Annotated in this window: 18 protein-coding genes; 6 read left to right on the top strand and 12 right to left on the bottom strand. The window is 60.9% G+C overall.

Going from position 1 to position 16,971, the window contains the following annotated elements:
- Positions 1–15: 15 nt before the first annotated feature.
- Genes HUU46_08840 through HUU46_08830 form a run of 3 tightly spaced genes read right to left on the bottom strand, consistent with a single transcriptional unit; the run spans position 16 to position 1,268 of the window.
- Positions 16–630, bottom strand: coding sequence for a PHP domain-containing protein (locus tag HUU46_08840; GenBank protein NUM53736.1), 615 nt, complete (start codon positions 628–630; stop codon positions 16–18).
- A 1-nt stretch (position 631) separates the two neighbouring features.
- Positions 632–874: a type II toxin-antitoxin system Phd/YefM family antitoxin gene (locus tag HUU46_08835; protein NUM53735.1), complete on the bottom strand. Its 243-nt coding sequence runs from the start codon at positions 872–874 to the stop codon at positions 632–634.
- A gap of 1 nt (position 875) precedes the next feature.
- Entirely contained in the window at positions 876–1,268 is a 393-nt protein-coding gene (locus HUU46_08830; GenBank protein ID NUM53734.1) for a type II toxin-antitoxin system VapC family toxin, read from the bottom strand.
- Positions 1,269–1,336: 68 nt separating this feature from the next.
- Between HUU46_08830 and HUU46_08825 the strand changes: the two genes are divergently transcribed.
- The 3 genes from HUU46_08825 to HUU46_08815 all read left to right on the top strand — a co-directional run bounded on the left by HUU46_08825 (position 1,337) and on the right by HUU46_08815 (position 2,892).
- Positions 1,337–2,047: a single-stranded DNA-binding protein gene (locus HUU46_08825; GenBank protein ID NUM53733.1), complete on the top strand. Its 711-nt coding sequence runs from the start codon at positions 1,337–1,339 to the stop codon at positions 2,045–2,047.
- Between the two features lie 125 nt (positions 2,048–2,172).
- Positions 2,173–2,613, top strand: coding sequence for a VOC family protein (locus tag HUU46_08820; GenBank protein NUM53732.1), 441 nt, complete (start codon positions 2,173–2,175; stop codon positions 2,611–2,613).
- 126 nt (positions 2,614–2,739) lie between these two features.
- Complete coding sequence (locus tag HUU46_08815; protein NUM53731.1) at positions 2,740–2,892, top strand: hypothetical protein; 153 nt, start codon at positions 2,740–2,742, stop codon at positions 2,890–2,892.
- On the opposite strand, the gene HUU46_08810 is transcribed toward HUU46_08815, so the two are convergent.
- From HUU46_08810 to HUU46_08780, 7 genes are all read right to left on the bottom strand, one after another.
- On the bottom strand, positions 2,886–3,458 hold the full coding sequence (locus HUU46_08810; GenBank protein ID NUM53730.1) for a hypothetical protein: 573 nt from the start codon (positions 3,456–3,458) through the stop codon (positions 2,886–2,888). The two genes, HUU46_08815 and HUU46_08810, sit on opposite strands and share 7 nt — an antisense overlap.
- 966 nt (positions 3,459–4,424) lie before the next feature.
- On the bottom strand, positions 4,425–5,150 hold the full coding sequence (locus tag HUU46_08805) for a hypothetical protein (protein ID NUM53729.1): 726 nt from the start codon (positions 5,148–5,150) through the stop codon (positions 4,425–4,427).
- 142 nt (positions 5,151–5,292) lie between these two features.
- A complete protein-coding gene (locus HUU46_08800) occupies positions 5,293–6,114 on the bottom strand; it encodes a phosphonoacetaldehyde hydrolase (GenBank protein ID NUM53728.1) in 822 nt (273 codons plus the stop codon).
- A 140-nt stretch (positions 6,115–6,254) separates the two neighbouring features.
- Positions 6,255–7,670 carry a polysaccharide lyase gene (locus HUU46_08795; GenBank protein NUM53727.1) on the bottom strand — a complete coding sequence of 472 codons (1,416 nt, stop codon included), beginning with the start codon at positions 7,668–7,670 and terminating at the stop codon, positions 6,255–6,257.
- Positions 7,667–8,794 (bottom strand): 2-aminoethylphosphonate--pyruvate transaminase, encoded by a 1,128-nt coding sequence (locus HUU46_08790; GenBank protein NUM53726.1) that lies wholly within the window; start codon positions 8,792–8,794, stop codon positions 7,667–7,669. Before HUU46_08790 ends, HUU46_08795 begins: the two co-directional genes overlap by 4 nt.
- Before the next feature lie 7 nt (positions 8,795–8,801).
- Positions 8,802–10,115 carry an MFS transporter gene (locus HUU46_08785; GenBank protein ID NUM53725.1) on the bottom strand — a complete coding sequence of 438 codons (1,314 nt, stop codon included), beginning with the start codon at positions 10,113–10,115 and terminating at the stop codon, positions 8,802–8,804.
- A gap of 240 nt (positions 10,116–10,355) precedes the next feature.
- Positions 10,356–11,144: a phytanoyl-CoA dioxygenase family protein gene (locus HUU46_08780; GenBank protein NUM53724.1), complete on the bottom strand. Its 789-nt coding sequence runs from the start codon at positions 11,142–11,144 to the stop codon at positions 10,356–10,358.
- Positions 11,145–11,321: 177 nt separating this feature from the next.
- On the opposite strand from HUU46_08780, the gene HUU46_08775 reads away from it, so the two are divergent.
- Genes HUU46_08775 through HUU46_08765 form a run of 3 tightly spaced genes read left to right on the top strand, consistent with a single transcriptional unit; the run spans position 11,322 to position 14,373 of the window.
- Positions 11,322–12,569 (top strand): pyridoxal-phosphate dependent enzyme, encoded by a 1,248-nt coding sequence (locus tag HUU46_08775; protein ID NUM53723.1) that lies wholly within the window; start codon positions 11,322–11,324, stop codon positions 12,567–12,569.
- Positions 12,566–13,642, top strand: a complete 1,077-nt coding sequence (locus HUU46_08770; protein NUM53722.1) for an extracellular solute-binding protein — start codon at positions 12,566–12,568, stop codon at positions 13,640–13,642. Before HUU46_08775 ends, HUU46_08770 begins: the two co-directional genes overlap by 4 nt.
- Positions 13,639–14,373, top strand: a complete 735-nt coding sequence (locus HUU46_08765; protein NUM53721.1) for an ABC transporter ATP-binding protein — start codon at positions 13,639–13,641, stop codon at positions 14,371–14,373. The genes HUU46_08770 and HUU46_08765 overlap by 4 nt, the downstream gene beginning before the upstream one ends.
- Before the next feature lie 118 nt (positions 14,374–14,491).
- On the opposite strand, the gene HUU46_08760 is transcribed toward HUU46_08765, so the two are convergent.
- The gene (locus HUU46_08760; GenBank protein NUM53720.1) at positions 14,492–16,192 is read right to left on the bottom strand and encodes an N-acetylmuramoyl-L-alanine amidase; all 1,701 of its coding nucleotides are present in this window, start codon (positions 16,190–16,192) and stop codon (positions 14,492–14,494) included.
- A 124-nt stretch (positions 16,193–16,316) separates the two neighbouring features.
- Positions 16,317–16,955, bottom strand: coding sequence for a PilZ domain-containing protein (locus tag HUU46_08755; protein ID NUM53719.1), 639 nt, complete (start codon positions 16,953–16,955; stop codon positions 16,317–16,319).
- Positions 16,956–16,971: the final 16 nt, after the last annotated feature.

Genomic DNA, 16,971 nt, shown 5'->3' with positions numbered 1-16,971 from the left:
GAAGGCTTCCTCACGTTACAACCTTGCGGGCTGAAATCTACCACGAAGCAGGGCCGCCTGTAAATCGGCGATCCCCAGGATCAAGTCGTCAAACGCCGTGGCGTACGCACCGACAGCGGGCAGGTCGTGGGCGTCGCTGCACGCCACCATCGGCTTTTTCAGATTTTCCGCCAGCTTCTTCGCCATGCGCTGTTCGTGCGGCTGCAGGTTCACGCTGGCCACCTCGAACGCCGCGAGGGGCAGCGTCGCGATGCGATCGTCAAACGCCATGCCCGACCGGGTTGGGTGGGCCGCGACGCACGCCGCGCCATATCGTTGCGCCAGCCTTGCCGCCTTTTCCGGCGCCCACCCGGGCACAAACTCCTTCACGCACTCGTCCGGCATCCCATACATCAGGATGTCGCCCTGCGCCGACGTGTACTCGAACCCCGCCATGACCAAAAATCCTGTATGACCGGACTCCGCCACCAGTTCCGAAGTTTCATCCTTCGACCACTGGTGGTGATGTTCGGTGATGACGATTCCGTCCAGCCCCGCGCGGACCGCCTGGTCGACGAGTTTCGACGCGTCAATCCGGCTGCACCGCGAGTAGCGGGCCGTGTGCATGTGCATATCGACCAAGAACGGCATGTTAACGGTTTCGTCTGATTCCTCGCGCTGTCGTTCGGCCTTTCCGGATGATTTCCACTAGTTCCCGCGTGGTAGCTTCGGATCGAACGGACGGAATGTCGAGGGGGGATTGCCCGGTTGTTTCTGGGGTCAACGCGAACGTCCGGCCGTCTTTCCGGCGAATCAAGACCTTGCCGGTGGACTCGGCCTTGTCAAGCACACTCGCCAACTTTTGCCGCGCTTCCGAGTACGTATAAACCTGCATTCTAGATCTCCACTACGTTGACGCCGAGCTTTGTCGCATTGCGCCTTAAGGACCCGTCTAACGTCAGCAATGGTGCAACCAATCGCAGTGCGCACTCGATAAGATATGCGTCGTAGGCATATATTCGCTCCTGACTTGCTATGGTAATCGCCTGCTCCATATTTGTCGACACATAGCGGAGTGGAATTTCACCGAATAATTGCAGACCGCGCCGCGCTTCGCCGCGCGATATTCGATTTCTTTTGAGCAACGCGGAAAACGCATTTCCCACTTCCCATGGAATTGACCCAGGCCCCACAAGAGTGTGGCCAACAGTTCGTTCAATTATTCGCTCGCGCTCTGGCTCATCGAGTATTACCGCGAGCAAAGCGGACGTATCAATGACAATTTCCATGTCGTTTGTATTCCATTCTGGACAATTGTACAATAACTAAGAGGCTTGAACCAATCTACCTATTTGGCATGACCCTTATCGACATCTCCGATGCCCTCGCGCGCGAACTTCGCGGACTTTCCTTCGCCGCGCCAATCACGCACGTTTACAATCCCCTCGAGTATGCGCGCGCGCCGCACGCGGCGTACCTCGAACGCTATGGGACAGGCCCGAAAGAGATCGTCCTCGCCGGCATGAACCCGGGACCCTTCGGCATGGCGCAGACCGGCGTGCCGTTTGGCGACGTGGCGATGGTGCGGGACTGGCTCGGTATCAGCGAGCCTGTCGGCAAACCGTCGCCGGAACATCCGAAGCGCCCCATCGACGGGTTCAACTGTCCCCGCAGCGAAGTCAGCGGCACGCGCCTCTGGGGCTGGGCGCGCGACACCTTCGGCACGCCCGAAAACTTCTTCGCCCGCTTCTTCGTCGCGAACTACTGCCCGCTCTGTTTCATGGAAGCCTCAGGCCGGAACTTCACCCCGGACAAACTCCCGGCGGCTGAACGGGCCCGCGTGAACGCAGCCTGCGATCGCGCCCTCCGCCGCGTCGTCGAAACGCTCCAACCCAGACACGTCCTCGGTGTCGGTCATTTCGCCGAGAACCGCGCGAAAGTAGCCCTCGACGGACTCGACGTCACGATCGGCCGCATCCCGCACCCCAGCCCCGCTAGCCCCGCGGCGAATCGCGGCTGGGCGAAGGAAGCGACGAAAGCGTTGCGCGCCGCCGGTATACGAATCTAACGACAGTTTGCACAGACGAATACAGTACACTTCATTGATGTCCCTGAATTTCCCTGTTAGGAGCAGGAAGCGTGGCGTCGTTCGTTCAGTAGTATCTTGAATCTAAACTTAATGTGATAGAGCGCATGACGATCAAACGTATGGACAATGTCCTCGTCGTCGTCGACGACCTCGAAGCCGTGAAGTCCTTTTTTCTCGAACTCGGACTCGAGTTGGAGGGCGAGACGCTCGTCGAGGGCCCGTCGGTCGATCGGCTCATCGGTCTTCAAAACGTCCGCGCGACCCTCGCGATGATGCGCACTCCGGACGGCCACGGACGGATCGAGTTGGACAAGTTTCACACGCCGGAAGCGGTCCGAATTGGCCCCGAGAACGCTCCAGTGAATGCACTCGGGATTCGGCGCATCATGTTCGCTGTCGATGGCATCGACGATGTCGTCGCGCGCCTGATCGCCCGTGGCGCCGAACTGATCGGCGAAGTGGTGCGATACGGGGACACGTATCGGCTCGCCTACGTCCGCGGCCCCGAGGGCATTATCGTTGCCCTGGCGGAAGAGATCCGCTAACGAGTCTGCTTCCGATGTCTCGCATTTGGTTGCCTTAGTCATGTTTCCTAGCCAGCGTTGCCGCGCAACATTTTCGCAATCTGCCGGTATTTTTCAACGGACTATCTCACCGAAAAAGGAGCTCCCGTGAAGCACGTCAAACCCGGCACCAAACCCCGGCCCATCCGCGCTCACGCCGACGCCAAAGGCGCCCCAATCCGAAATCCCTGCGAAGGCCTCGAAGGCAAAGAACTCTGCAAGTGCGAGAAGAAAGCGTACAAGGGCGGCGTCGTTTACTGACGGTGCCCGAATATCAATTCGAGGCACACGACCAGTCCCAGCAGTAGCGTAGACGTCACTACCGCGTGGCGGTCGACGCGTCCCCGCGTTTCGCCCAACCCGAAGTACGGACCCTGCCGGTGCCACAAGTACAGGCCCAGCGGCGCGGTGCACAGGCCGAATAGTACCATCGCCCACCGCGGCGTGCCGTGTTCGATCATCACCGCAGAGTCCGCGCCGCCTGTCGACGGGCCGAACGCGATGTAAACGCCATTTACGATGAGGCAGAACCCGGCGAAGAACCGGAACAGGTAAAGACCCGGACACCGCGATATGCGTGCAATGCCAAGCGCAATCAGCGGAAGCATCATACCGGCGATCGGCCCGGACCATACGACCACCAGAGGTTTCGGCGGATCCCAGACGTCCGTGGACGAAACGACGAGCGGGTGCAAATACACCTTGATGATCTCCGCACCCGTCGCCTTCGCGGCGATGATGTGGCCCACCTCGTGGACCACCTGCATCATCAGCCACGAGAACGCGGCGAAGGTGACAATCAAGATGTACCGCTCTACGCGCCGCATGCGCTATGCCTCCAACCGGAGCGCCCAGTATGTCTCAATGTGCGCTTCGGAGGCCGGGTTATCCAACCCGCCCTGTTTCTTTCGGCGAATATGCCTTCAGGCTCCCACGCCGTGTAGCGTCGCGCACTACTTTGCTCCTATACATTTGCCCACTGCGTTGCACTCCGGACGGCGAAGCGGAGCCTCGTGACGGAACGAAGACGCAGCGCAGGTTTGGTGAACGAGGGGTGTTTGCTTGACCGATTGGGCCAGAAACGGTCGGCCTGTGCGAAACGACCTCTGTTTGATTGACAAACTCGCGGTAAGAGTTAAGAAAAATGCAGATCAACCATGGAGACACGGAGAGCTTGTCAGCAAACGCACAAATGGCGCCGAGGGTGGGGCGCGGTGTGGGTGGGGCGAGGCTCCGCCCGAGCCAGGGGCTGGTTCGGGCGGCGGACAGATTGGTCAGGTCGGAGCCTCGCCCCTCACGGCGCGGACGGAACCTCGCCCCCCACGGCTCGGACGGAGCCTCGCCCCACCCGTGGCACATTCGTAGCCGGGACCGCGTTCATTCGCGGACCTCAAGCGTCTAGTCGCGCCAAACGGCCTGTTTTGTGACGCGGGTCCGGGATATAAAATCCAGCTTCATGCTGCTTGCATTGAAAGGTTCCCCGGCGTACCGTAGAACATCGCCATCGGCATTGGGGATTTGGACGGCGATGTTGCGCAGGATGGGGACACTGCTCTACGGCGCCGGGGAAAGGCTTCGCACGTTTGGAGCGGATCGCACGAGCGATCCCTTCCAACGGAGATTGGAAGTGGACGGGGCTTCCAGACCCGTTACCTTGGGTTTCGGACATGTCATGACGGAGTTCCTGGCGACGAGGCTGGAAGCCTCGCCCGCTTTAGCGTGATTGCGCAAGGCAGTCGCGCCGATCGTGATCAAGCGACTTCGTGAATGCGCGGTAACCGTCGCCCCAGTTCTCACCATATGGCGTCCACATCCCGATGCGCGGCCCAATTCAATGCGCGGATGTAAAGGGTGTAGCCGGGATACGGTAGGCCGGGTTGGAAACGCCGGAACCATTGCGCGCGGACGATTCGACCCTCCCCATGCTGTCGCACGTACAGCGTGGGATAACCCGGTTCGGACCACATCAATACAGTTACATCGTCTGCTATCTCGCCCGATGCAGGAAGGATACCGTCGCGAACACCAATAGTAACGACGTCTCCAGGCAGGAGGCCGTCGATGATTGGGTGCGACTCCGCGACGGTAACTTCCGCATCAGTAAATCCACGCCAGAAGTACCGGCTATTCTTGAGGCCCGTGACGCGTTCGACAGCCGGATCGCCCGCGCCGGGTATACCGATACCGATTGAGCCGAGGTTGACCAGTCCGGTACCCATTTGTATCGCGATGTCTAACGCTTCGAGCATCTCTGTTCGGGCGTTGTATACGGTGAACACAATCACGACATCTAATCCAGCGACTGCATCTGGATTGAACCCGTCGACTGTCTTATCGACTAGCCCGTTGTCGCGAAGGATTGAAGGCAATTCACCCATATGCTCGGTACCGGGTTCGATTACCGCATAAACGTCGAAATTTGCCGCGCTCAATGCGCGGGCGGCTTCGTTGCTCGCCTGCCCGGTGTAGCGGTACGGTTTGCCGATCCAACTTGGGCCGGTCGCGGTGAAATGGCTCATTACGATGCCTACCTTAGGCGACGAAGAGGACGTCGACGATAAGGGGCCGATCGATTATTTCAGAAGGAGTGCGAGAGGAGCGCGAGGACGCGGTGCAGTCGAACTTGAAACGCTCTGGTCACTCCCGGAATGCGGGCCTCGCTTACGGCCGTTCGCCGGTGGCGAGGCGCTTGTTGATGGTATCGATGCAGATGGGGACATCGGCGATCGTGCTCGCGACGTAGTGCGCGCCGGCGTCGACGAGGCGGCGTAGGGCTGTTTTCTTTCGGGCGGCGATTTCGTGCGGCGAAAGCGCGTCGAACTCGGCGCGGGAGAGGCCGACTTCGTTGCCGTGATCGACGACACCGATGCTCCACATCTTCGCGTTGAGGCCTTCCTTGATGTCGGCGACGGTGTCCCCCACTTTTACGCAGAGCGCGGGGTCGTCGATGCCGAGACGTTTCATGGCTTCGAGGGCCATATCGGGCGCGGGGCGGCCTTCTTTCACGTCGCTGACGCAGACCATGCAGTCCGGCGCGTAGCCCGACTGCGCCGCGAGCGGCGTAAGTACGGCCATCATCTCCGCGTTGTATCCGGTGGTGCTGCCGATCGCGATGCCGCGCGCGCGCAGCGTTGCGATGGTTTCGATGGCGCCCGGGATAACGTCCGCGTGACGCGCGATGGCGTCCACCTGCAACGGCACGAATTCGGCGAACATCGATTCGACGTCTTCTTCCGACGGGCGGCTCCCGTATTTTGAGCGCCACTGTTCGGCAACTGGATCGAGTTGCGCGAGGATACGGATGTGGTCGCGTTTGTGCATGCCCATTGGGCCGCGCGCCTGTTCGATCGTGACGTCGATGCCGCGCCGGTTGAAGACTTCCAGGAACACGGCGGCGGGCGCGCAGCAACCGAAGTCCACGGTCGTGCCCGCCCAATCGAAGATGGCCGCTCTGACAGTTGGCGTGCCGTTCGTAAATGTCATTCCGATTTCCTATTTTTGGGGGCGGCGACGATGGGGAAAAACGGGGACAGACATGCTTTTCAAACTGCCGAAAAGCGCGTCAGTCCCCGTTTTTCGCTCGACTCCGGTTTTTTAAGCGGCATTAAATATGGCTCACTACACTAGCGCTTACTTCCCGCGATGTACCGGGCCAAGATACGCGCGTTTGCGGCGAATGTTGCGCAGGAGATTATCTCCGGCGTCACATCGTCGTCGCCCTGGTAACTCAGCTTTCCTTTTTCCACCCAGGCGCCGCGGGGGTCCATCGCTTTCAAGACCTCTTCCACGCGCGCCGGATCGGGTTGCTTAATCTCTTCTCGAGCGCGTTTGGGCTTCGGGCCTTCCGCGTTCGCGCGGTCGTACTCCGCCTGAACGCCATCCAGCCCCGATCCAACGATGAATCCATAGTGCGTTGGCATGTCGTCGCTGGAATACGTGAGTTTGTAGTCTTTCGTGAAATACAGCGGTTTGTTTGTCCGGAGTTCGTAGAACCGCGCGAGGCGTCCATCGGGCAAGAGAGACGATCGGTAATATACGAGCGCGCGCGGGATGGGCAGCAGGAACCGTTTCTCGCCCGTTGCGTCGAACAGCTCGATTAACGTGCGCATGGCGCCCTGCGATTCGCCGCCGCAGACCGCCGGGGGCTCGAACTTGCGCGCCCACGCGGGGTGCATGTCGGCGTCATACTGTTGCGCCCAGCCGGGCTGCGGGTCCGGCATCTGCGCGAGCAATATGAAATCGCCGGCGCGCAACGCCGCGTCGCGGAAGCGTTGTTCGCCGTACTCGTTGTGCGCGAACAGCATCACACCGATCATGTCCGCGATTACGCCGTCATTGAAGGTATAGTCGCCCCGGTAATCGCGCGCCGTCCACTCGCGTTGCCACGATTCGGGATAGTTGGCTTTGAGCACGGGATACTTCGCGGGATCGGGCGGCGCGGAAAAGCGTTGCGGCCACGCGCCGTTGGGATATTGCGCCGCGAGGAGCTTGTCGAGCGCGTATGTAACCGCTTCACCGATTGCGTCGTCCGTCTTTCCGAGCGCGACATGCACTTGAATAAGAAAACGCAGCGCGGACTGCGTAGTGTCGTCATCGAGGGTGCTGGTGTTGGCTTTGCCGCTGCCGCCGTCTGCGCGATAGGCGTACCCGTTGCGCCGCGCGGGATCGAACTCGATCTTGTAGTCCCAGCCGCCGGATTCGAGTTGTCCGCGCACGAGCGCCGTCGCCGTTTCCTTTGCGGCGTCGAGATAGTATGTGTCGCCCGTCGCCGCGTAGGCATCGAGAAACGCTTCACCGACGAAGGGCGTTCCCGGCGGCTGCACCCAAGCCTGTGTTGGCGTCGCCTTGCCTTCGCCTTCGCGTTTGGACAAATCGGCGCTGTAGCGCCACAGGTACCCGCCGTGTACCGAGACCGTCTCGCGAAAGAACGCGGCCGCTTTGCGAAGGCCCGATGCGGCTTCTTCCGGGGTGACCGCGATTGCGCTCGCGCCCAGCCAGCACCCGCAGAGCGTTGCAGCAATCCGAAAAGACGCGCTCATGGACGCACGCCCATGTCGCGCACGGTCTCCGCGACGGCGCGAAGCAGATCACGAACGTCCGGCTCGAAGATGCGCCCAATGTTGCCGATGCGGAAGCAGTCCGCGTTGCTGACTTTGCCGGGATAGATGACATAGCCCTTCGCGTTCAGCGCGCTGTAGAAGGCCTCGAACGAAAACTTCTTGTCGTTCGGATATCGGAACGACGTGATGATGTAGCCTTGCCGGTCCTTGGGCAGGTATTCCTGGAAACCGAGCGCGCGCATGCCGTTGACGAGCGTCTCGTAGTTGTTGCGGTACCGGGCGGCGCGGCCTTCGACACCGCCCTCCTGTTCGAGTTCGACGAGGGCCTGTCGAAACGCGAGCAGCGCGTGCGTCGGTGGGGTGAAGCGGAACTGCCCGTCGCGCTCGAGGCCCTTCCACTGCGCGTGTACGTCGAGACTGAGGCTGCGCGCGGACCCTTCCGCCGCGGCCAGCGCATCGCGCCGGGCGAGGACAAATCCAAATCCGGGTACGCCTTCGATGCATTTGTTCGCGGAGGAAACCAGATAATCGACGTGCGCCGCATTGAAATCGATCGGCACCGCGCCGAAGCTGCTCATCGCGTCGACAAAGTATTTCGCGCCTGCCGCGCGCGCCAACGCGCCAATTCTCTCGATGGGATTGACAATCCCCGTCGTGGTCTCGCAGTGAACGACCGCAACGAAATCGATGCGTTTGTCGTGCTGCAACGCGTGCTCGACGATGGCGAGGTCCGGGAACTGGTCTTCCGCGCTTTCGACGACGGTATGCTCGATCTTCAACACGCGCAGTATCTGCACGATCCGCCTACCATACGCGCCATTTACGATCGCGAGCACTTTTCCGTCCGGCGGCACGCAGGACGACAGCACGGCCTCGACAGAGAACGTTCCGCTGCCCTGCATCAGCACGGCCTCGAACTCGTGGGGCGCGCCGGTCATCGCGACGAGGCGCGCGCGGATGTCCTTCACCGTCGAAATGAACTCGAAATCGCGCGAACCGAGATCGCGCAGCATGGCTTGTTTCACGGTGCGGCTGGTGGTCAGAGGCCCGGGGGTGAAAAGGACTTTGTCTTTCCAGCCGGGAAGGTTGCGGTCCCAATTCATTTTCGCTTCACGCGCTCCCGGAGTTGGCTGCATCGCTGCGGCGATGGCCGGCGTGCGTTATGTGAAGCCGCCACATCATCACAATCATGAGCAGTGTAAAGGTCACGCTCATGGCCAAAGTGAGCAGGTTCGTATTGCGTATGCCGGTGAGTTCGTCGCCCCGCATCAACCACCCGATCGCTTCCATTTGAATGATGGGGCCGATGCTTGCGATGCCGTTTACAAGGCCGGCAATGGCGACGCCGTTGCGCTCGCCGGCAACGGCGACCGACGCCGCGCCGCACAAGAGGGTGTCCGGGCCGTACACCATAAAACCGACCGCCCCGAAGCACCAGGCGATTGCGACGGGCGTTGTGCCGAGGTAGATCACGGCGAGATACGATGCGATCATTCCCAGCCCCATCGTGAAACAGAGCGCTGCCCAATTGCCGCGATATACGCGATCCAGGACGAAACCCGCGACAATCGCTCCACCAAGCCCCGCCCAGTCGAAAATGGAAGAATAGTAGCTCGCGCTGTCCGCACTCATCTCTTGGATTTGCAGAAACGTGGGCAGCCAAGAATCGAGAGCATAGCGCAGAAACTTGATGCAAAAGTAGCTCACGCCCATCGTCAACACGACCGGATTCAGGGCCAACTCGAAGTACTGCCGCGTTGTTAGATGAATGTCCTGCGATGCACGAATGGCCCGGTAGTCCTCTTCTTGCTTCTCGACTATTGGCGCAAGGCCGACGTCTTCGGGGCGGTTTCGCTGAAAAAGGAGAATGACGAGCCAGACCAACGCGCCGAGTAGCGTGAGGCCAAAAAACGACCAGCGCCAGCCGTAACTCCCCAACAAGAATCCGCCGACGAATTTCACCAGCATGTTGCCGATGAGGTAGCTCGTGGACCAAAACCCCATAATCGTCCCGCGTTCCGTCGGGCGAAGCCATTCCGCGACACCACCGACGCACGCGGGCCAGCCGCTGGCCTGCGCAAGGCCATTGAAGAACATGAACGTCATGAAGGTGTAGTACGAGTTCGAGAAGCCGAAAACCAGATTGATTGCAATCGACAGCCCCAACCCGCCGAGCAGTAGCGCGCGCGGACCCCACTTTCGGCCCAAGTAGCTGTTCAAAAACTGGCCAAGCATGTAAGCGAGTAGGAACGCAGTCCAGATACGCCCGGCGTCTTGCAGGTTCCAATCGAACTCGTCGGCCATCGTTTTCATGCAGATGTTGTACGTCTTGCGCGTCAGATAGTAGCCGGCGTATCCGAAATAGGTGGCTATGAGGATTTGCCAGCGCCAGCGGCGATGGTCCCAAGTGAGTGTTGAGGGCAAATTGAGTCTCCCAGAAGAAATGAACGCACCCCCGACGAGTCTGGGCGTGCGCGACACAAAAATCAAACCAGAACGCTTCAAGGCTGGCTGCACCGTGTGCTCGTGCTCTTGCTCGCCATCGTGCTCGATCTTTTCGTATATCGAGTGCGAGTACGATGACGACTCACGAGCAGGAGCACGGAAAGGACGGCGTGCTCAAACTTGAATTGCTCTAACGGTTAAGTGTTGTCTTCATGAAACTCAAATGCAGCCCGCGTATTCCTGTCCGCGGACAAGCCGGAATTTCAGTTGCGGCAGCACGCCTCCTTCGGTCCTGCACTTCGCGCTGGCGAAGTGGACGGTCAACACACGGCGATGACGCGTGCTCAGGTTCGGTCCCGTGCGGTGCAGCAGGCGCGAGTGGAAGAATGCGCCGTCGCCCGGTTCGAGATCGAGCACTACCTCTCCGGATTGCGGTCCTTCGTAGCCGTGCGCGCCGAACACGCCGAAGTTCACGAGATCGCCGCGCGGCGTGTCGTGATCGATCAGATCGAGTCTGTGCGAGCGCGGCAGCACGACGAGCGTGCCGTTCTCGACGTCGGTCTTGTCGAGCGCAATCCACGATCCGAGAATCTGATCGTGCGGGCCGAAGGCGAAGTAGAACGAATCCTGGTGGAACGGATGGTCCGCGTGCACGCCGGGCGGTTTGTAGATCATCATCGTAAGAAAGGCCTTGATATCGGGCCCGATCAGACTTTCCACGACGTCGAGCAGCGCGGGAGTCGCTGGATACGGTTCGAACACGCTGTCGTACCAATCGGGCTGGAGGAGTTTCCACAATCCTTTTTCGGGATCGTCCACCTGCACTTCGCCTTTTGCGACGCGCACGTCGCGCACAAGCATTTTTTCCGCGCCGGGCGGAATCGCGCCCGTGGCTAACTCGCGCGCGCGGCCCTTGTACCGTTCGACCTCCTCCGGCGTCAGCACGCCTTTGACCAGCAGATAGCCCTCGTCCTCGTAGAATTTGCGTTCCGCATCCGACAGTTTCACTGCACGAACCTCCACCAACTGCGTACACCACTACTCCGCGCGCGGCAAGCCCTCGTTCCCGCCGCGCACGGTTCGTCCCTTCAAAAACGCTAGCACAGGCGCAAGTTTCGCGCAATACGTCTGGAAACGGACCGGGGACTTTCATCGCGCACGGCGCATTTGCCACAATGGGCCGTCATGGCGGTTACCACACCCACATCGTTCGGTTTTGTTTGTTACGGCTGCGGCGAACGGGCGCCCGGCGCCATGCGCGCGACGACCTGTGCCGCGTGCGGCGAACCGATGGCGATCGAGGTGGAGGCGCGGCCCTATCCCGCGGTGTTCCATCGCGCGCCCGCGTCGATGTGGACGTATTTCGATCTGCTCCCGATCGAACACGCGGACGATGTCGTGTCGCTGAACGAAGGCGCCACGCCTTTGATCGACGCGCCGCGATTGTGCGCTGCACACGGTCTCGGCCGCGTGCTCCTCAAAGACGAAACGGGCAATCCGACCGGGTCGTTCAAAGATCGTCAAGTCTCCGTCGGCATCAGCCATGCGCGCGCGCTTGGTTTCGATACGGTTGCCGTCGTGTCGTCCGGAAACGTGGCGTGCGCAACCGCCGCGTACGCCGCGCGCGCGGGAATGAAGGCGGTGCTATTTATGCACGGCATGGCCGCGCAGGGGAAGATTGCGCAGGCGGCCGCGTACGGTGCGACGGTCATCAAGGTCCAGTCGCCGTCCGCAAGCGCCGTGTTCAATTTGTGCGTCGACGCGTGCCGCGAGTTCGGCTGGTACCACCTCTCGACCTCGGGAATGCACGAACCGTTCAACGTCGAAGGCGCGAAGACCATTGCGTATGAACTTTATCAACAGACCGGCGGCAGATTTCCGGACTGGATCGTGGCGCCGGTTGGCGGCGGCGGCCTGCTCGGCGGCGTCTGGCGCGGATTGCTTGACCTCAAACGGCTCAGGCTGATTGATGCGCTGCCAAAACTTGCGGGGGTGCAGGCGTCGGGATGCGCGCCACTGAAGAAAGCGATCGTCAACGGTACGCCGTTTCTCGATACGCTGCGCGATCCGTGGCCGAATCCCAGGACGATCGCGGGTGGCATCGCCGACGATATCCTGTTCGACGGCCACACGGTACTCCCGGCAATCCGAACGACGAATGGCGCAGCCCTTGCGGTCGACGACGACGAAATCATTGCCGCTGAAATCGCGCTGGCGCAGTCGGAGGGGGTCCTCTGCGATCCGTGCAGCGCGTGTTCGATAGCCGCGTTGGCCCACCTGCCGGGCGCCAACGAGCATACTTCCGTTTGCTGCATTGTCACCGGCACCGGCATCAAAGACCTCGCCGCGCTCGATGGCAAGGTCCCGCCCGCAATACCAATCGACGCGTCGCTCGATTCGGTCCGCAACGTCATAAACGGAATTCCGCGATGACGCGCCTCGCGGCATTGGTTGAATTCGGCGCTCTCCGCGCCTTGTTCCAATTCAAAATCCAAAATTCAAAATCCAAAATTCTCCGCGCGATTGCCGGGATCGCCGCAATCGCAATTGCCGGCTGCTCTTCTCCAAAAGAATCCGTCGTCGTTTACAGTCCCCACGGACCCGATGTGCTGAAGGATTACGAAACAAGATTTGAGGCGGCACATCCGGATGTCGACGTGCAATGGGTTGACGCGGGTTCGCAGGACGTATACAACCGCGTGAAGGCGGAGCGGAACCGGCCGCAGTGCGACGTGTGGTGGGGCGCGCCGTCAACGCAGTTCATGCTGGCCGCGGACGAAGGGCTGTTGGAAGCGTACACGCCCACGTGGGCGGAGCAGGTTGCGGAACCGTATAAGGACGCCGAGCACCGCTGGTACGGTACGTTTCGTTCGCCGCTCGGCATTCTCTACAACAATCGAAAGTATAAGAGGGAAGACGTGCCGCAAACGTGGGACGACCTGCTGAAACCGGAGTGGAAGGGAAAAATCACGTTTCGCAAACCGCTCGCTTCCGGCACGATGCGCACGTTCATCGGCGCGATGGTCCTGCGCGCGGCATCCGAGGACGAGGGTATCGCGTGGCTGAAGAAGCTCCACGAATCGCGCGAGGCGTACATGGAGAATCCGCAGTTGCTCTACGATCACGTCAAGAAGCAGGAAGACCTGATCAGCGTGTGGCTGATGCCGGACATCGCGTTGCAGCGCGAGCGAAACGGGTACCCGTTCGACTGCGTCGTGCCGCCGCAAACGCCGGTGCTGACCGAGGGGATCGCCATCGTGAAGGGCGCGCCGCACATCGAGTGGGCGAAGAAGTTTTACGAATTCGTCACCACGCCGGAATCCCTTGCGCACCAGGCGCACGCCTACGCGAAAGTCCCCGCGCGCACCGACATTGATCCGAAAACCTTGCCGGACTGGATCGCGGCGCTGGACATCGATCCCATGAACATCGACTGGAAGGATTTCGCGGCAAACGAGAAGCGATGGTGCGACCGTTGGGACGCGGAGGTCTACAGCGCGCAATGAGCGCCGTCCGCTGCGAGGCGATAACGAAGCTGTACCCGGAAGGCGGCGGTATTCGCGGCTTTTCCGTCGAGATCGAACAGGGCGAATTCTTCGCGCTGCTCGGCCCGAGCGGTTGCGGCAAGACCACGACGTTGCGCGTCATCGCGGGACTCGAAACGCCGGACAGCGGCGCATTGTACTTCGGCGATCGCGACGTAACGGCGTTGCCGCCGGAAAAGCGCAACGCCGCGATGGTTTTTCAAAGCTACGCGCTCTTTCCACACATGACGGTGTTCGAGAACGTTGCGTTCGGTTTGCGCGCGCGAAAAATGCCGAAGGCGGAAATCGGGCCGCGCGTGGCGGAATCGCTCGGGCTGGTGCAACTTGAAGGCGTCGAGAAGCGCCCCGTCACCGATCTCAGCGGGGGCCAGCAACAACGTGTCGCGCTTGCGCGCGCACTCGCGGTGCGGCCCGACATCCTGCTGCTCGACGAACCGCTGAGCAACCTCGACGCGGAATTGCGTTACGCCACGCGGGCCCAACTTGCGGAATTGCAGAAGCGCCTCGGCCTCACGGCGGTCTACGTCACGCACGATCAGGAAGAGGCCATCGAGCTTGCGCATCGCATCGCGGTGATCAAGGACGGGACCTGCCACCAAATCGGCACGCCGCACGAGATACTCCACGATCCGCAGACGCCGTTTGTCGCCACGTTTCTGGATCGACAGCGCAAAGCGATGCGGGGCGGGTAGGCGGCGCCCAGGCGAGCGCTCACAAGAGTCTGACCACGGATCGCGCGGATCGTAATCTCGTTCTCATGCATTGTGAGCGACGTGCAAGGAGAGAACCATTTTCCTGGCAGACAGCAGTCTACCGATAATACGCCTTTAGCGCGTTGACGTAGGCTTCGGCGAAGCGTTGGCGCCACCACGGTTGGGTGACCCATTTGCTGTCGGTTTCGTTGGTGAGGTTGGCGCATTCGACGAGCACCTTGGTGGGTACAATCGTGTTCCGCAGCACGGACGGCACGTACTGCTTTCCGCCGGACTGGCGGATGACATTGCGGATGGGGTCGCCGACGCTGTGGCGCTTGATCCGTTGCTTGCCGAGTTCTTCGAGCAGGGTGACGGCGAAGTTGCGCGAGAGCGCTTCGTCTCGGCGGCGCTCGGCGGCGGTGGATTTCGCTTCCGGCGCTTCCTGCACTTCCTTGTACTGACCGTAGGTCGCCATCGATCCGCCGCGTTCGCTGTCGCGCCGGTGCGCGGCGCCGGGGATGTAGACCATCGTGCCGCGCAGTTTTCCGTTGAACAGCGCATCGAGATGGATGCTGGTGAAAATCACCTTGCGCGGATCCGCGCCGCCGTTCACTTCCTTTCGGTAGATTGAATTGGCGAGGTACCACCGCAGGTTCGCGGACACTTTCGCGTCGTGGTTAATGTAGTTTGGCGTGACCAGCACGAGTTCGTCTTCGTCGTCCTCGAATTTTTCGAGGTCGGTCGGCGCATACTGCTGGTCCGGGTCAAGCATTGTCACGTACACTTTGGCCCGCGTTTGCATTTCGAGGATTTGCTTGACGCGGCAGACTATGTCGTATGCGACCTCGTCTTCGTAAATCGTATAGCCGTTACTGACGTTGCGCGTGCCCTGGTCCCTGCCGCCATGGCCGGGATCGAGAATGACGACGACGCCATCGAGGTCCTTGCTCTGCACCTGCCCGCGCAGTCGCTCCGCCTCGGCGAGCATTTGTTCGTATTCCTGCCGCTCCGGGTTACTCTCCGGTTTGAACCGGTCCGCGAGCATTTCGACGGGAATCCAGATTTCGGAGCCGGTGTCCATGTCGTGCACGTCGACGATTTCGCTTTCTTTCTGGATCACGTCGCACGCGGCGAGGATGTCGACGTTTTCCCGGAAGTCCGTGAAGCGCACGACAACCGCCGTGTAGAGCGCCTCGCCTTGTTTCAGGCGGTACACGGCGTAATCTTTCCGTCCACGCGTTTTGAATACGAGTTCCTTGGCGACTTCGCCGAGGTCGACCTGCTCTTCGGGGGCGCCGACGCCTTCCTCGATCGCGGGCATCCGTTCGGGCGTCGGTTCCTTCATCACATCCAGCAACATATCCAACGGAATCAGCACCTGCTGGCCCGCGTCGAGCACGCCACTCTCCGTGCCGGGGTTGAGCGCCGCGATTTTTTCGTGATTGGTGCCTTCGCCCGTCAGCCACTCCGCAATGGCCCAGAGTGTCTCCTTCTCTCCCTCGTCGGAGATGGCGACGTGACGCCAGCCCTTCTCGTCCACGTAGTCCTCGGGGAACACGGCTAGCAATGCGGCGCGCTGTGTTTGTGGGTTCAGGTCGGCGAAACGCACGGCCACGCCCGCACGTTCAGCGTAGGCTTTCCAGTCCACGGAAGGGTTGAGGTACTTCTTGAAGAACTCCTCTGCCCCAGTTGCAGGTGGGCGGACCTCTAGGAGGATAAGCCGGCCGTTCCGGAGCGCGACGGTGACGCCATCTTCAAGGGTGACACGGATGACTGCCGCAAGGCACACAGGTACCGCAACAAGGAGGGCCACCATCCCAACGGCGACCGGGCGTAGCCATGGGCGTATACTGCACATGGCCAGATACAATATATTGTGGCTTTTGCCCGGTCAAGGGCACAAATTGTACAAATGTGCCCTTCCCCCCGCTTCGCTGCGGCTACGTGCTGGAGTAGATCTCGCGCAGCCGGTTCCACACGTAGCGTGAAATGCAGGACGCGGCTTCCGGTTCGATTGAAACGAACCGAACGCCATACGTCTTGTCTTCCGATCGGTAGGTGTGTGGAGAGCCGGTTGCGTGGACGATTTGCCCGATAAGCGAAAGTTGCGGTTCGCCGGGCAGTGAAAGCTGCATCTCGATGGTTGCCGCAAAATCGAAGTGGGCGGGGGTGACGATGAGCGCGCCGCCTGCGCCAATGTTCACCAGCGCGGCGTCATACCGCCGGACATGTACCTGGTCCTTTACGTGGACCGTGAGGTCGGTGGGGACGCGGCACGAGTCGCGATACTTGGTACGGCGCGATTCGACGGGCCGTGCGAGCACCAACGCGCCGCCGGCCTTGTCCGGCCCTTGAACGACGTGCGTGCGATAGCTGTTGAATCCGGACTCGTCGTGAAATTCGATCAGGACGTGCAGACCTTCGATGGGATAATCCTTGCCGGGGAATGTCACGCGAATGAAGGCCCGCTCGACTTCGAGTATCTTTACGAGGAAATGTTCGCCTGCGACGCGCAGCATGCAGCGGTTTCCGACGTAAAGTTCCGCGTTAACCGAAGGTTTTCCGCCGGCGGTGGTCATGGCGCCCTCCTCCTCT

The sequence above is a fragment of the Candidatus Hydrogenedentota bacterium genome (genome assembly GCA_013359265.1).
Classification (GTDB): domain Bacteria; phylum Hydrogenedentota; class Hydrogenedentia; order Hydrogenedentales; family SLHB01; genus JABWCD01.
This window is presented reverse-complemented; position numbering and strand designations above follow the sequence as displayed.

What these genes read in the sequence shown, in the direction of transcription:
- HUU46_08835 (NUM53735.1), bottom strand. Translation starts at nt 874, where the DNA reads ATGCAGGTTTATACGTACTCGGAAGCGCGGCAAAAGTTGGCGAGTGTG.
- HUU46_08805 (NUM53729.1), bottom strand. Translation starts at nt 5,150, where the DNA reads ATGAGCCATTTCACCGCGACCGGCCCAAGTTGGATCGGCAAACCGTAC.
- HUU46_08790 (NUM53726.1), bottom strand. Translation starts at nt 8,794, where the DNA reads ATGAATTGGGACCGCAACCTTCCCGGCTGGAAAGACAAAGTCCTTTTC.
- HUU46_08810 (NUM53730.1), bottom strand. Translation starts at nt 3,458, where the DNA reads ATGCGGCGCGTAGAGCGGTACATCTTGATTGTCACCTTCGCCGCGTTC.
- HUU46_08830 (NUM53734.1), bottom strand. Translation starts at nt 1,268, where the DNA reads ATGGAAATTGTCATTGATACGTCCGCTTTGCTCGCGGTAATACTCGAT.
- HUU46_08795 (NUM53727.1), bottom strand. Translation starts at nt 7,670, where the DNA reads ATGAGCGCGTCTTTTCGGATTGCTGCAACGCTCTGCGGGTGCTGGCTG.
- HUU46_08770 (NUM53722.1), top strand. Translation starts at nt 12,566, where the DNA reads ATGACGCGCCTCGCGGCATTGGTTGAATTCGGCGCTCTCCGCGCCTTG.
- HUU46_08840 (NUM53736.1), bottom strand. Translation starts at nt 630, where the DNA reads ATGCCGTTCTTGGTCGATATGCACATGCACACGGCCCGCTACTCGCGG.
- HUU46_08800 (NUM53728.1), bottom strand. Translation starts at nt 6,114, where the DNA reads ATGACATTTACGAACGGCACGCCAACTGTCAGAGCGGCCATCTTCGAT.
- HUU46_08820 (NUM53732.1), top strand. Translation starts at nt 2,173, where the DNA reads ATGACGATCAAACGTATGGACAATGTCCTCGTCGTCGTCGACGACCTC.
- HUU46_08760 (NUM53720.1), bottom strand. Translation starts at nt 16,192, where the DNA reads ATGGTGGCCCTCCTTGTTGCGGTACCTGTGTGCCTTGCGGCAGTCATC.
- HUU46_08755 (NUM53719.1), bottom strand. Translation starts at nt 16,955, where the DNA reads ATGACCACCGCCGGCGGAAAACCTTCGGTTAACGCGGAACTTTACGTC.
- HUU46_08825 (NUM53733.1), top strand. Translation starts at nt 1,337, where the DNA reads ATGACCCTTATCGACATCTCCGATGCCCTCGCGCGCGAACTTCGCGGA.
- HUU46_08775 (NUM53723.1), top strand. Translation starts at nt 11,322, where the DNA reads ATGGCGGTTACCACACCCACATCGTTCGGTTTTGTTTGTTACGGCTGC.
- HUU46_08765 (NUM53721.1), top strand. Translation starts at nt 13,639, where the DNA reads ATGAGCGCCGTCCGCTGCGAGGCGATAACGAAGCTGTACCCGGAAGGC.